At 49.8% G+C, this 15321-nt stretch carries 12 protein-coding genes; 8 read left to right on the forward strand and 4 right to left on the reverse strand.

Annotated features, from left to right (window positions below; all coding sequences use genetic code 11):
• The first annotated feature begins 275 nt into the window (after nucleotides 1-275).
• The 8 genes from O3C43_21150 to O3C43_21185 all read left to right on the forward strand — a co-directional run bounded on the left by O3C43_21150 (nucleotide 276) and on the right by O3C43_21185 (nucleotide 10832).
• Nucleotides 276-2042, forward strand: a complete 1767-nt coding sequence (locus tag O3C43_21150; protein MDA1069001.1) for an SLC13 family permease — start codon at nucleotides 276-278, stop codon at nucleotides 2040-2042.
• Nucleotides 2043-2430: 388 nt separating this feature from the next.
• Nucleotides 2431-2850 carry a hypothetical protein gene (locus tag O3C43_21155; protein ID MDA1069002.1) on the forward strand — a complete coding sequence of 140 codons (420 nt, stop codon included), beginning with the start codon at nucleotides 2431-2433 and terminating at the stop codon, nucleotides 2848-2850.
• Nucleotides 2851-3079: 229 nt separating this feature from the next.
• Nucleotides 3080-3376, forward strand: coding sequence for a hypothetical protein (locus tag O3C43_21160; GenBank protein MDA1069003.1), 297 nt, complete (start codon nucleotides 3080-3082; stop codon nucleotides 3374-3376).
• A gap of 105 nt (nucleotides 3377-3481) precedes the next feature.
• Complete coding sequence (gene trkA / locus O3C43_21165; GenBank protein ID MDA1069004.1) at nucleotides 3482-4834, forward strand: Trk system potassium transporter TrkA; 1353 nt, start codon at nucleotides 3482-3484, stop codon at nucleotides 4832-4834.
• Nucleotides 4835-6307 (forward strand): TrkH family potassium uptake protein, encoded by a 1473-nt coding sequence (locus tag O3C43_21170; GenBank protein MDA1069005.1) that lies wholly within the window; start codon nucleotides 4835-4837, stop codon nucleotides 6305-6307.
• A 254-nt stretch (nucleotides 6308-6561) separates the two neighbouring features.
• Nucleotides 6562-7926, forward strand: coding sequence for a DUF1080 domain-containing protein (locus O3C43_21175; GenBank protein MDA1069006.1), 1365 nt, complete (start codon nucleotides 6562-6564; stop codon nucleotides 7924-7926).
• On the forward strand, nucleotides 7927-9435 hold the full coding sequence (locus tag O3C43_21180; protein ID MDA1069007.1) for a sulfatase: 1509 nt from the start codon (nucleotides 7927-7929) through the stop codon (nucleotides 9433-9435).
• 14 nt (nucleotides 9436-9449) lie between these two features.
• Nucleotides 9450-10832, forward strand: a complete 1383-nt coding sequence (locus O3C43_21185) for a Gfo/Idh/MocA family oxidoreductase (protein ID MDA1069008.1) — start codon at nucleotides 9450-9452, stop codon at nucleotides 10830-10832.
• Between the two features lie 99 nt (nucleotides 10833-10931).
• Here O3C43_21185 and O3C43_21190 read toward each other — a convergent pair whose 3' ends face one another.
• The 4 genes from O3C43_21190 to O3C43_21205 all read right to left on the reverse strand — a co-directional run bounded on the left by O3C43_21190 (nucleotide 10932) and on the right by O3C43_21205 (nucleotide 15232).
• Complete coding sequence (locus O3C43_21190; protein ID MDA1069009.1) at nucleotides 10932-12191, reverse strand: 6-phosphofructokinase; 1260 nt, start codon at nucleotides 12189-12191, stop codon at nucleotides 10932-10934.
• Between the two features lie 108 nt (nucleotides 12192-12299).
• On the reverse strand, nucleotides 12300-13139 hold the full coding sequence (locus O3C43_21195) for a hypothetical protein (protein MDA1069010.1): 840 nt from the start codon (nucleotides 13137-13139) through the stop codon (nucleotides 12300-12302).
• A gap of 24 nt (nucleotides 13140-13163) precedes the next feature.
• Nucleotides 13164-14858: a type VI secretion system tube protein Hcp gene (locus O3C43_21200; protein MDA1069011.1), complete on the reverse strand. Its 1695-nt coding sequence runs from the start codon at nucleotides 14856-14858 to the stop codon at nucleotides 13164-13166.
• Between the two features lie 11 nt (nucleotides 14859-14869).
• Nucleotides 14870-15232, reverse strand: a complete 363-nt coding sequence (locus O3C43_21205) for a type VI secretion system tube protein Hcp (GenBank protein ID MDA1069012.1) — start codon at nucleotides 15230-15232, stop codon at nucleotides 14870-14872.
• Nucleotides 15233-15321 lie beyond the last annotated feature (89 nt).

The following is a 15321-nucleotide window of genomic DNA, read 5'->3' on the forward strand; positions in this document are numbered from 1 at the left end:
TCCTCAAGCCTGAACTACGAACCAAAAAAAAGAAAACCTTCCTTCCGGAAGGCTTTTCGAACAGGGTCTAGCCAGTGCCATTCACGGTTTACCCCATCATTGAAATCTTTGTTTTTAAACTTAATACCAACCCGGTCATTCTTCTTCTGAAAATTCATCAAATCCTTCTGTTAATGAGTTCAACTTGCACTCTCAGCCCTAACAACTCCATCTCGCATCCTGCTCTCAGCGCGGGCGAAGGGTTTCGCCGCTAGAAAGCAATTCCCTATCACTCAATGTCATTCGACGCCATACTTGTGCTGATCATCCTCCTCGGAGCGGTGGTGCTTTTCATCTCGGAAAAATTCCCGATCGATTTTGTTGCTCTACTGGTGCTCGGTACGCTCCTGCTCCTGGGCCTGGTCACCCCCGAAGAGGGGATATCCGGATTCAGCAATCCAGCGACGGTCACCGTGGCGGCCATGTTCGTCCTGAGTGCGGGTCTGCAGAAGACCGGTGCCACGGCAGCTATCGGGCAAGTGATGCTCCGCTTCAGCAAGAACTACTTTTCCGCGTTGGTCGTGATCATGGGGACGATCACCGTGATCTCGGCGTTCATCAATAATACCGCCGCGGTGGCGGTGTTCATTCCGCTTGTGATGATCATCGCCAACCGGCGCAAGATTGCCGCCTCTAGGCTGCTGATCCCGCTCTCCTATGCCTCGCAGTTCGGCGGCGTCTGCACCCTGGTCGGCACGTCGACGAATCTCCTGGTCAGCTCGATGTCGGATCAAGCCGGATACGGCGCGTTCACCATGTTCGAGTTCAGCCGCATGGGACTGATTCTGTTCGTAGCGGGCGTCCTCTTTTTCCTGATTTTCGGTCGTTGGCTTCTCCCAGAGCGCAAAGCGCAGGAACTCGCTGCCGCCTACCAACTGGGCGATTACATCACCGAGCTGCGCATCGGCAAGAACTCGCCGCTAATCGGCAAGACGGTCGTGGAAAGTCGCCTGGGCCAGGACCACGACGTGACCGTGCTGCGTCTCCTTCACGTGACCGAGTCGGTCTGGGCGCCTTCGCGGGAGGCCCTCAAGGAAGGCAACGTACTACTGGTGCGCGGCAAGATCCGCGAGCTGATACAGCTTCGTGAATCAGCTCGCCTGGAGCTGAACGTTGAGTTCGAACTTCACGACGAGACCCTCCAGTCTGGAGACCTGCGGCTGGTCCAGGCGCTGGTTGCACCGGCATCGGACCTGATCGGCCACAATCTCAAGGATCTCGATTTCCGCAACCGTTACAAGTCGCTGGTCCTGGCGATCCAGCGGCGGGGCGAGACAATCGGTGACAAGCTCAACTCGGTTCAGTTGGGCCTCGGCGATGCGCTGCTGATTCAGGCACACGAAGACCAGATCAAGGCACTCAGAAACGATGAAAACTTTATTGTGCTCGACGAGGTAACGGAAGTGACGGCCCGGCACAAGGCACCGGTCGTGCTGGCGATTCTTGCCGCCGTCATCGGACTCGCCGCCTTCAACGTCTTGCCGATCCTGATTACTTCGTTACTCGGCTGCCTGGCCATGGTGCTCACCCGCTGCCTGCGGATCGAAGAGGCCTACCACGCGATCAACTGGCAGGTGATCTTCCTCCTCGCCGGGATCCTGCCGTTGGGCATTGCCATGCAGAAGAGCGGTGCGGCAGGCGACATCGCCGGTAATGCAGTGGGCTTGGTTGGCCATCTGGGACCCGTGGCAGTGCTGGCGGTAGTCTACCTGATGACCTCGGTGATGACCGATACCATGAGCAACAACGCGGCCGCCGTACTTCTCGCGCCCATCGCCATTTCGACCGCAGAGCAAATGGGCGTCGATCCACGACCGCTTTTAATGGCCATCACTTTTGCTGCCTCGACCGGCTTCTCGACCCCGGTAGGCTACCAGACAAACACGATGATCTACAACCCGGGCGGCTATAAGTATACGGATTTCCTGCGCACCGGAGTGCCCCTCAGCATCCTGTTTTGGATCCTGTCGGTTATCTTCATCCCTCGCTTCTGGAGCTTCTAGGCGGCATGCAGGGAGCCTATGCGTCGTGAAAAATTCACGGCGATCCATTTTAATCTTTTCGGGAAAGCTACAGCCCCAAAGGCAATCCACTACTCTGATTGAATAGCCAATAAATAGGAAGGGAACGGTTCACTCTTACCGCGGCTTAGCAAGCTGAAGTCAATCAAGCGGCGCCAGAAGATCCAGGCGATATCTGTTAGTATAGAGCCTTCGTGCAGGTACTGGAGATTCGATTCGCGCGTGTTCTCTTAGTATATTGAGAGCCCTTAACGCGCAGTCCTGTCCACCCCATCCAGGCGATTTTCGTAAAACCGGCAGTTTAATCCTTCACTTGTGATCCGGTGCTGATTATTAAAGTGTTCAAAAAAAATCAACCCGGGAGTTCGAGATGTTCAACAGCCTTAAAAAATTGTTCGCCCAAGGGGAAACAAAGCAAGTGGCCGACGGCCTGAATCAGGACCAGCGGGAGGCCATGATTGATCTATTCCTGCTTTGCATTTACGCCGACAATGAACTGGCCTTGAACGAGGACAAAATCTTTGTTCGAAACATTGAGCGTTTTAACTGGAAGTCTGAACAGCTAATCGGAGATTACATCCAGGAATCCAAATCACGCACCCTCGATCTCATCCAATCCGAGGCGGAGAAAAATAGCTATCTCAATGAGATAAGTACCCGTCTGAAAACGTCAGAGATAAAATTTCGTGCCTTAAAAATGTGCAAGCTGTTGTTTTACTCGGACTGGGAGCTGGCTGAGGAGGAAATAAAGTTTATAAAAAAAATCAGGACAGCCTTCGGGCTAAAATGAAACGAGACACCGGTCGATGCTGGCGAGAGACTCGATTTTTAAGTCGCCACATTTTATAGCCTCCCAATTCGCAAACGAGGTTTCTTCCACATTGAAACTGAGCAAGCTTCTGATTGAGCGATGAAATGCCTCAAGGTTAGATGAGCAAGGGCTCGGAAATGGTAAAGAGCAACTAGGATGCTGGAAAGCGCTATTGACTTAGAATTAATCAGGGAAAAGCTGTCCGCAAATGTTTCTTCAAGCTGTCTCCGGATTTTTTCGGTTGGCCTTGCCGGTCTTAGCCATCATCGCGCTGACGAGTGGATCGAGTCATGCGTGCGAAATTGACTGGGAAGTCGATCCTGCCGTCGATTGCCAAGAGGAATTGGAAAACGAAAACAAAGAAGAATCCGTTAATATGATTAACGGAGGGCGTAACTGCCCAAAAAGTGCAGATACACTCAGGCAAGTCCGATCAAAAATTCGGGGTCCTCAACATTTGCCGACCAGCCATATTTTTCTGAAGTACTGCCGCCTGCTGATCTAGGTCGTTTCGACATCCTGACCGAAACAAGTTGGTCGAAGATTCGACCTTTAACCTTTTCAATTTCCTGAACCTCATTAGAGGCGAGCATTTCAGCAGCTTTAACATATGAAAATCGTAATCCTAGGAGCCGGCGATACCGGAAGGTTTCTGGCAAACCATCTTTCCAATAAAAATCACAGAATAAAACTCATCGAAAAATCGGAGAGCGTTGTGGGGTCGTTGAACGACGTGCTCGATGTAGGTACGATCTGTGGAGACGGAGCACAGGCAAGTGTCTTAGCCGATGGTGGCGTCGCGACTGCTGATCTTTTCATCGGACTCACGGACAACCAGCATGTAAATCTGTTGGCTGCTTCGATCGCCAAAGCGTTAGGTTGTCGCAAAACCATTGCGCGAGTAGATGTACCCATTCAATCAGACAAAAAAACATTCGATTATCAAAGTCACTTTTCAATCGATTATGTTTTTAGCAGCGAGCAGTTGGTGGCCTTCGAAATAAGTAAGTACTTTCTAAATCCGGAAGCCTCGACAAGCGAACAAATCGGCAGGGGTCGTATAAAAGTTCAACAAATTGATGTGTCTCCGGATTCCAAGTTGTTGAAAACACCCATTCAATCTCTGACGCTTCCGCAATTGGTCCGAGTAGCGGTCATCCATCGTGGAGAGGAGGTTATTATTCCACAAGGTCACGATGTCCTAGAACCGAATGATAGCCTTACTCTTTTTGGCGAGCAAACCTTTGTGGAGGAACTGGCCGAGATGTTGAAAGCAGACAATCATCTCAATGAAAGCAGGAAGATAACCATTTATGGTGGGAGTGACTACGGACTGACCTTGGCTATGCTCCTAAAGAACACGCCAAATAAAGTGCGCATTATTGAAGAAAATGCTGAGGTGTGTACCTGGCTATCAACCAAACTGCCTCATGCGGTGATCGTCCATGGGGATGGCCGCTCGGTTGAACTTCTAAAAGAGGAGCAAATCGAGAAAGCAGATTTCTTCATAGGTATGAGCAACCACGACGAGGACAATTTAATGGCCTGTCTCCAGGCCAAGACTTTAGGCGTAAAATACGTTATTCCGCTTGTTCATAATGCAGACAATTCTTTCGTCGTTGCACAACACCTTGAACCGTTTGGCTTTTTGGCGACAGTAAGTCCCAGACAGGTTAACCTAATGGACCTGGTTCGATTTGTGGACTCAAAGGACTTTTACTCGGTCGGGTATCTATCGGAAGAGGTCGAACTCGTGCAAATTACGGTTAGCGAGGGAGCTCGGGTGGCAGGGAAATTGGTTAAGGAGGTGGAATGGCCCAAAAACAGCAGCCTCGTTACACTTCTTAGAAACGACAAGGTAATCATTCCAGGCGGAAAGGATGTAATTCAGGCAGGAGATTCGCTATACTCCGTGGTACTGCCCAATTCTCGGAAACACTTACTCAAAGTGCTCACGCGCTAAATGAACTACCGAATCATCATCAAGGTTATTGGTGGCCTCCTGGCTCTGCTTGGACTAACCCAAGGCGCCTGCCTGCTCTACAGTTGGATTGATTACACGTTCGCAGGTGGCATGAATGCAATACGAGCCTTTGGGATCTCGACGTTGGCCAGCACAGTGGTGGGCGTTACATGTATTTTGGTCGGTCGACATACGCGGAAAGATCTGCTCAGAAAAGAGGCCATAGCCGCAGTTGGGGTCGGGTGGTTAGTATGTACTTTGTTCGGGGCCATCCCCTATATGTTCGCTGAGCCAGGATTAAGTGTGGTCGATAGCATCTTCGAATCGATGTCAGGCTTCACAACTACGGGTGCCTCGGTCATCATAGACCTGGACCAAGTCTCCAACAGTATTTTGTTGTGGCGAGCCCTGACTCAATGGCTGGGCGGAATGGGAATCATCGTATTATTTGTGGCACTGCTTTCCTCTTTCAGAATCGGCAGTCGAGCCATCTTTCGACACGAATCCTCTGCTATGGATACGGATGGTTTAGCCAACCACACCAGGGAGCTGGCAGGTCGACTTTGGATCATTTATCTCGGTTTAACGATAAGCTGTTTCGTAGGATTGAAATTGCTCGGCATGTCGTTCTTCGACTCGGTGTGCCACACATTTGCAACTGTTTCCACGGGTGGCTTCGGCACTTACAACGACAGTATTGCCCATTTCGACAGCCTGGGTATCGAACTGTGGCTGATTTTTTTTATGATTCTGGGGAGCATTAATTTTATTCTCTATGCCTGGATCATTAAGAAAGGTTGGAGCCGCTGGAAACAGGATGAAGAATCAAAGGTATTTTTCGTCATTCTAATTGTAGCCACCTTTGTGGTTGGTCTGGACCTGTTCCTTGTTGGGGACAATTTCACTTTTCTAAATTCGCTTCGTATTTCGGCCTTCCAGGTTGTTTCTATCATGACAACTTCCGGGTTCGCGACTGCTGATTTTGGGGCATGGCCTCCCCTGTCGGATGAAATTCTACTTCTGCTTATGATTATAGGCGGTTGCGCAGGATCAACGGCGGGCGGCATCAAACTCAGCCGGTGGATCTTGTTTTTGAAGAGTATGAAGCTACAGCTTGGTTCTTCCTTTCGCCCCAATCGGATCATGAGTGTTAGTCTTAACAGTCGCCCTGTTTCCGATCGACTGCGAACAGATACCTTATTCTTTATTGGATTGGCTGGTGTCACGGTTCTTTTAGGTTCGGTGACGGTCAGCTTCATGGAACCGAGCCTGGATATCGAAAGTAGCCTATCCGCTGTTTTGGCAACCTTGTTCAATATTGGCCCGGGATTAGGTGAAGTAGGACCTACGCATAATTTTGCCCCATTGGCTCCTTACACAAAGCTCGTGCTGTCACTGCTTATGGCTCTCGGGCGATTGGAGTTTTATACCATTTTGGCGTTATTCCTTCCATCCCTTTGGAAAAGCTATTGAACTAGTATAAACAAAGCGGAATAGACGTTTCTAGATTGCCACAGGCACTGCGATGGTTTTGTGATTTTAAGTTCAATCAACGAGGCCTTTGAGCTTTTTGCCCTACCCCTAAACAATTATTAACCAAAACATAGAAAGAATTCTAAATTATCACACACGTGTTTGATTATTCCAAAGCAAGGAACCTGGTCTGCAGAATCTTTTCTTCAGATGGTAAGCCAACACGTAAGTCTTTTATTCAATCAATTATCGCTATGAAAAAACCACCTATAAAGCTCAGCTCCCTCGCATATATACTGTTAATCGGAATAATCGGAAATACATCTCACGCCGAATGGGTGGATCTTTTCGACGGGAAATCACTGAAGGGCTGGACCATTAAAAATGGCTGGGCTGAATACCGAATTGAAGATGGTGCCATCGTAGGGAAAAGCGTTCCGAAATCGCCTAACACCTTTTTGGCTTCGGACAAGAATTATGGAGACTTCATTCTGGAGCTTGAAGTGAAAATTGACGAGGGTCTTAACTCGGGAATCCAGTTTCGCAGCCACAGTTTTCCTGAGTATCGTGAAGGACGTGTACATGGGTATCAATTCGAGTTGGACACCGCCATTCGTCGCTGGACAGCCGGCATTTACGATGAAGCTCGCCGTGGTTGGCTTTACCCGGTTGACCTACACCCGGAAGCCAAGACCTTGTTTAAACAAGGTGAATGGAATAAAGTCCGGATTGAGTGTGTAGGCACTTCCATCCGCACCTGGCTGAACGGCAGTCCTGTTTCTCATTTGATCGATGATCTCACCTCGTCAGGCTTCATTGCCCTGCAGGTGCATGGAGTCGGGAATAACTCGGACGCCTTGGGCAAAGAAGTTGCCTGGCGCAATATTCGCATTAACACGGACGTCAAAACACCAACGAAGAACGAAGGATTTTACATCCGAAACCTATTACCTAATAACCTTGCCATGGTGGAAAAGAACCAGGGTTGGAAACTGTTGTGGGATGGCAAAACCACCAAGGGTTGGAGAAAAATTAGTGAACCGGAATTCCCCCAAGATGGATGGGAAGTTAAGGACGGCTCGTTCACCGTGCTTGCGGATGAAGATGGAAAAGATCCGGGTGGAGGAGATATTGTAGCCGTAGATCAATACGGGGCATTCGAACTCGATTTTGAATTTTTACCCACCAAGGGTGCCAACAGTGGAATCAAATATTTTGTAACGGAAGGCGGCAAAGCGGCCTTGGGACTCGAGTATCAAATCCTCGATGACAAGGTTCATCCGGATGCAAGCCAGGGAGTTGGTGGCAATCGCACCTGCGCCTCCCTTTATGATCTCATCCCAGCAGCGCGCGAAGTTTCCACCCGCAAGGTTCCCGTAAATATCGATGACTGGAACCATGGAAGAATTATCGTCAAGCCGGATGGACATGTAGAGCATTGGCTGAACGATTTCAAAGTGCTGGAATACGAACGCGGCTCAGATAGCTTCAACGCATTGATCGCGAAAAGTAAGTATGCAAAATATGAAGGATTTGGACTGGGAGAAAAGGGATTTATCGCCCTCACCGATCATCACGACCGTGTGAGTTACAGGAGTATCAAGATCCGGGAACTGTAGGTGGGACATCATCAGCAAATTCGATTGGAAGGTGTAGGAGCGGTTTTAACCGCGATTGGTAAATCCATCGGGTCGCTAACAAGTTTGCTCCTACATTTTTTCAGTGGTCTCCTACTGATTCACCTGTTTCTAGGCCATCTTTCCGCTCGCCCCAATATTCTTCTCATCCTTTCGGATGACCATAGCGTCCCTCATTTGGGATCTTACGGCACCACGGACGCGGTAACCCCACACCTCGATCAATTTGCGTCAGAAGGTGTACGCTTTGACCGCGCATACACCACCGCTCCTCAGTGTGCTCCGTCACGTGCATCGATTTTCACTGGTCGCTCACCCGTTGCCTTGGGCATCACACGCTTTACCCAGCCCGCTCCAAGGCGGTTCCCGTTCTTTACCGATGTATTGAGGGAGAATGGGTATTACGTTGGGCTAACAGGTAGATACCATCACTTGCGTGGACGAAGTTCCGGACATCCCGACGTGATGGCCCAACTGGAGGAATCAGGCTTATTGTATATCGATGAGCGCTTTGACCACGCGGTCATCCAGAGAACACGAGGAGAGGAAGGCCTCGAAGCTGTGCCGAAATTGTTGGAGGATTTTCTCGATGAAGTTCCCGACGAAACACCCTTCTTTCTCTATTTCGGTTTCACGCAGACTCACCGAACCTGGATCGGGAATGTCACGGACGTCGACTTCGATGCGGCAACACTAAAACTTCCGTTCCGTTTTCCTGACGTCCCCGAGGTTCGCGAAGACTACCGTAAGTTTCTACTGTCACTGTACGATCTTGATCGTGGATTCGGCATGCTGATGGATGTCCTCGAGAAACGCGGACTGAAGGAAGACACATTGGTTATTTTTATGGGAGATAACGGGGAGCCGCTTCTTCGTGGAAAAGGAACGCTCTACGAGGCGGGTTGCAACGTTCCACTGTTGGTGCGCTATCCCGGAGTAGCTAAAGGCGGAACCATTTCGGATGTGCTTATTAGCGGTGAAGATTTGTCGGCCACGATTTTGGAAGCAGTCGGGTTGCCAGTACCGGAATCGATGACCGGAGTCAGTTTTCTACCAGCTCTTAAGGGCGACGCGTATGTTGAACGCGACTATGTATTCACGGAGCGCAGTGCCCATGGATCCAGTCTGCCAACAACGACCCAGCATCTCGATCTTTCGCGTGCGGTAACCACTCGTGACCATGTTTTAATATACAACGCTCTGTATAAGTTGCCCTATGCGCCCGTCGACATGGACGGCAAATCAGCCTGGGAGGGAGTTAAAAAAGCTTACAATGCGGGCAAGCTCGATCCCGTTCATGAGCAGATGTATTTCAGCCAACCGCGCCCGATGTTTGAGCTGTATGATTTAAACCAGGACCCCAACCAGATTCACAACCTGGCCGGGACAAAAGCCTTTCAATCATTGGAAAATGATCTAAGAATTAAACTCACTAAATGGATGGTTAGGGAAGCCGACTACCTACCCCTTCCATTGCCGCAAAAGAAATAAAACTACCCATAATTATGAATAAAAAAACCAATCAGTTAAATCGTCGCACGTTCTTGGCAAGTTCTGCTGCCGCCTCATCCATTTTGTTCCTGCCCAACATTTCAGTTGCCCAATCAAAAGGTGCTAAACCAAAAGGAGCAGCCCCCAGCGAAAAACTGAACATGGCCTTCATCGGTATTGGAGGTCGCGGCAAGAGCAACATGGATGGATTTTTTGATACTGAGCTCGTGAATATTGTGGCTATCTGCGATATAGATATCGGATCCGATTGGACTTCTGACATGCGCCAGAAATATCCACATCCACCGGCTTATCAGGACTACCGGGAGCTATTCGATAAGGAAGGCGATAATTTTGATGCGGTCTGCATAACAACGCCCGATCACTCGCACTTTCCCATCACCATGCATGCAATGGCGCGCGGCAAACATGTCTATGTGGAAAAGCCGCTGGCTCATACCTTCGAGGAGTGTGAGCTGCTTATGGCCACGGAAAAGAAAACCGGGCTGGTGACTCAGATGGGCAACCAGGGACACTCCGGTGCCAACTACTTTCAGTTCAAAGTCTGGGAAAAAGCGGGTGTGATCAAAGATGTGGACCGGATAGTCATGTATATGAACAGCCCGCGTCGCTGGCATGGCTGGGACATAGCAGGTTACGAAGAACAGAAAGCGCCGGATACCATCGATTGGGATCTGTGGAACATGGCCCGTCCGGTGAACCCCTTTAACGAAAAACTGCACCCCGGCAACTGGCGCAGCTGGTTCAACTATGGCAATGGCGCGTTTGGTGACTGGGGTCCCCATATTCTTGATACCTGTCATCGCTTTCTGAAACTCGGATTACCTGAAACGATTGAAGCCGAAAAACGAGATGGACCCAACGACTATATCTTTCCACAGGCTTCCACCATTCGTTTCGATTTCGCAAAGCGCGGTTCCATGCCTCCGGTAAAAGTGTGGTGGTATGACGGTGTGGAAAATATACCCGATACGCCAAAAGAAATGGGACCTAACCCCACTATTCGCAAAAACGGTAAATACATTTACAGCAAGGAGCTGACTTTTCTCGGAGGAACTCACAGCGACACCCTTCGCATAATCCCGGAAGAGAAATACCGCGAGCTGGCCCCTACTCTGCCCAAGGTCTCCGGCAAAAATTCAGACCATTATATGAATTTCGTTTTGGCCTGTAAGGGTCAGGAAGAAGTCCGTTCACCTTTCAGTGTATCCGGTCCATTGACCCAGGTATTTCTGCTCGGTGTGGTCGCTCAGCACGTAGGTGGAACACTGGAATTCGACTCAAAGAAAAAGCAGTTCAAAAACAACAAGCGCGCTAATCAAATATTGCAAGGTCCACCGGTTCGAAAGGGTTGGGAGAAGTATTATAACGTTTAGGATCGCAGTTTATCAGCACAATAATTGGTAACAAAACTCTGCAAAAAGCCCGAGATTTCCGTCTCGGGCTTTTTGTTAAATGAAAAGAGTCGGGTTGGCTTACTCCGCTTGGTAAGTTTCCAATAATCGGTAAATCCGCGTCTTCGATAACGAAGCAAACGTCGGCAGACCATTGTCATGCGGAATAGAAATCTCACCTTGAATAAGCGGTGAAGCATACTTCACAAATTGAAAGCTCATGCTCGTCCCATCTTCGTTAATCCAATCCGTTGGAATCGTTTTAACTCCGTTGGCTACTACAGACAAATCAGTAAGACCCGTCTCGCAAACATAATGGTCAGCTTCACTGCGGATAAGAGTTACCATTTTATCGGTCACGCCTCTGATTGCTGCTTTAACGGCCGCGCGGCCGACTAGCATGGCCTCATTGCTGTCAGTTTTTGAAATGTGGGTCGCCGCTGTGCGTTGGCTGATACCAAACTTCGCTGTGCGGGCCTTCACCCCCATGCTTGATTCGACTAACTCCCGCAGGTAATTTCCAGCACCTCCCAGTTGCCTGTGACCAAACGCATCGGTCGCACCGGAACTCGTGTGGACATAGTTGCCATCGGCGTCAATAAGGCCTTCGCCTACAACAATCATACAATAACGCTCTTTGGAAAGAATCCGTTGTACGTCGATTTTAAATTTTTCTGGATTGAAAGCCACCTCGGGAAGATAAATCAGGTGAGGAGGATCATTCGGCTTGTCACGGCGTTTTGCCAACGACGCACCAGCAGCAATCCAGCCAGCATTGCGACCCATAACCTCAAGAATGGAAACCAGGTCGCCCTGCCCCATCGATTCGTGGTCACAAGCCATCTCGCGAACCAGGGTGGAAATGTGTTTGATAACGCTGCCATACCCTGGGCAGTGATCCGTGGCTACCAAGTCGTTATCGATCGTTTTAGGAATTCCGATCACACGAAGTTCGTAACCCTTTTCCTTGGCTAGCTGGGAAATTTTGTTCGCAGTATCTTGCGAATCGTTTCCGCCTATGTAAAAAAAGTAGCGTATGTTATGCGCTTCAAAAACTTTAAGCACTCTTTCAAAATCGGAGGCTTTTTTGAGTTTGTAACGACAAGTGCCTAAAGCGGCTCCAGGCGTATATTGAAGACCACGGATGGCTTGCTGCGACTCGTTAGCCAGATCTATGAGATCCTCATTCAGGATACCCAAAACTCCGTTCAGACCTCCGTATATTTCTTCGATACATTCGTAGTTGAGGGCTTCGTTTACGACTCCAGCTACACTCGCATTGATTACCGCTGTGGGGCCACCCGATTGGGCCACCAGACAATTTCCAGTTAGTTCAGACATCTGTTATTTCAAAGATTAAACGGGGGAAAGTAGATTTCCAGATTCAACCTTGGCAACCTTTTAGACACGTCGATTAAAAATAAACCCGAATGCTGGAAAAAGCCCTGGTCAAAACACGTCCTGCACCTGGTAGCGAATGAAGTGCGGCTCCTTACAAACGTCCGGGAAAGTGATCGTAGCCGTCGTCTGCTCGAACAATGGATTTTCACCCTGCAAGCCAGATTCCTCATAAAGCGGATTGGAGCTATCCATACGTTCCCAGTCTTTCAAGTTGTTGCTGGCCCAGATGTAGCCCCGGATGCTTGGTTCATCCTTTCGCTTTTTGAATTCCAACGTGAGCTTGCACGATACATCGTCGGAGATATGGGCTACTTTAATCGCTTCAGAAGCCTTGTTAAACTCAATGGGATTGGTACCCAGGAGAAACTCGATGATGGTAAGAATGCCGTCCTTGTCTGGGTCCAGGATGGGCGAAGCAATCTGCGGATTGTCCATTTCCTCGGGTGTAAAATAAGCGGCCAGAAATCCCTCAAAGGGGGTCATTTCCACATCGATTAAAACGGGGATAGAGGTGGTTCTTGAATCTATTCCGTCTGAAACAGTTAACAGTATGGACCCAAATCCGGAACGGAGCGCGGACGTTTTGTAAGATATCTGGCGATTGGCACCGGTCCCGGTTACGACCAGCTCTCCAATTAAATCAGGTCGCGAGGTGGACACAGTCACAGTCAGGTTTTCCGCAGGAGTTTCCATATCATCGATTGAGATATCAACGGAAGCGGAGGCTCCCGACCCGACCGACTGGTTTCCAACGGGATCCGAGGACGGCGGATTGTTATCTCCGGATTTGGATTCGGAGCCACCCTGCCCAGTGGAAACATCCCACCAGGCGTTGACTTCGCCCTGGCTATTTCCGCCACCGTCCAACGATCGGCAGACCCAATCCACATAATCATAATTGAATGAGACCCCTTAGAGTGGGACTGACTCTGAAGGATCACTCGCCAACCGGTATGCGGTGACGATCGCCCCGTTTAACCGGTACTGGAAATTAGAATAGCGGTCGCCGGGCAGGACCTGGTTGGTTTCAACCACTACATCGTCAAACAGCCTTCCATTGCTGAGGGCCTCCGCAAGTTTGGGTGAGGATTTGTCGAGATATTTTGTGACCACCACGTCCCCCAACAATGGAGGTAGGGTAAGGTATCCTCCCCTCGAGCGGGAAATTCCAGAGGATATCGAGACCAGGTCGATCCATCCCTCGCGACCTTTCGCATTGGACTCCCCTTCAACATCCGGCAACTGGAGAAACATTCCTTCTGCGAATACCTCAGCAGGTTCCACTGGACCTTCGAACTTGTTATCGGCGACCCGCCCGGAAATGGAATTAACGGTGAATCCTGCCGGAACATTGAAGACATTGCCTGTGGTCGGGAAACTGACGCCCCCGGTAAAATCTATTTTTGAAGCAGCGTGGCCAAGATCGCTTTTAGCCGTGGAAAGGACCTGATTGTCCATTTTCACGCTGAATGGAACTCCCACCTGAATAGTATAAGCGGAAGTGGTGAACAGCTTGTCGATGGTGACATTGTATTCGGCCATAAAGTCTCCGGCATCCCCAGTAACATCGGCTGGAAACAGGTCACGACCAAATAAATCCGACACGGTAACTTCCGTCCCGGGAGTTTCTGTGCCGACCTCATGCCGGGCAGTAAGGGTGCCTCGAATGAAATAGAGGGACTCGTTATTTATTTGAACATAAACATCCACCAAGGATGAAGCCGTGGAAACTTCCACGGGTAACCCACCTTTTCCCGCTCCTCCCTGCATGTTTCCGTTCACCATGAAATTGAGGGAAATATCGGCGGAGGTTTCGCTGCCGGTTGTTGTTAAAATATAATCAGGCGAGTCGTATCCCGCCCAGGAAGCGGTGTACAGATCGCCTGGACCCTGGACAAGGGTTTCCTCTGACCGCGCACCGATTCGGCCCGGATAGGCGATGCCCAATCCCCGGCTTGGACCATCCTGGTAGCTTAGTTGATACGGAACACCCTGGGTTTGGGTCAGGATGCCCTCGATACTGTTAAATTCGGGTTGGACACCCACGGTAAAACGCCGGGACGTTGAATCCGTCGGTAAAATGGCGATAGAAAAATAGTGGTCTCCGGCATCGACCTCCGACCAGAGGTAGCTGGCCAGCGGATCCAGTTCAGAAACCGTTCCCCAAGGGTTGGTTCCGTTCACTCCCAGGTTAGCCAGATAGGCGTGTTTCACGCCAAAGCCTTCACGGCTGACAATCCAATGCGTTGAATTGGTCGAGATTATGGTGTTTAAATTGGGGAAAATAAACCCTAAGTCGCTCAGCACAAATGTTCCAATAAAACTGGAGGGAAAATCGGACCCGGCTTTTACTTTGATGTGAAGGTAGTGGATGACTCCGGTCTGCAATTCTATTTCTCCGGTCCCGGGAGATTCTGCAATCTGGGAACTGTCTAAAAACAATGATCCGGGAACGATTCCGGAGATGGAGAGATAGGCCTCGTAATCACTGGTGGCAGAAATAGTGGCGGTGAGGGTGGTCGCACTCGCCGAAATGGGAGTCATCACAACCCATGAGAGGAATCCCAGCAGAATCCAAATCGTGGAATTGGTTTTAGGTCGGATCATGTCCCAACCGATCAAGGAGTGCCTACGCTTTGCTGAACAGTTCCTGAAACAATACCGGTAGAAGTGCCATTGTCCTGATAAACGGTATATACCACATCTGCCTCCGTGAAATTCAAGGACACGTTCTCGGTAAGCCGGTCCTCGCCACCACTGCCTCCAGTTGATACCGAAGTGATGATCACATCCGTCATGGTAATCTTCAGGTAGTCGACCTGCTCACCAGAACCAACCTGTTTTTGAAGCGTAAGGACGACCTCGGGAAAGAAAGTTCCGTTACCGCAGGCTTCAAACAGCTTCGGAGTCGCCTTGTCCAGCTGCCTGGTAACGACAACATCGCCTAGAGTGGTATCGCCGCGAGTTCGTTGGGCGTCCATTGCGCCTTCAGGAATGCTCCGCTTACTGATCAATCTTTAGGATAGACTACACTCCTGTTATATGCCACAGTGTATGAATGATAAAAATA

This window comes from Verrucomicrobiota bacterium (genome assembly GCA_027622555.1).
In the GTDB taxonomy this organism is placed as follows: Bacteria; Verrucomicrobiota; Verrucomicrobiia; order Opitutales; family UBA2995; genus UBA2995.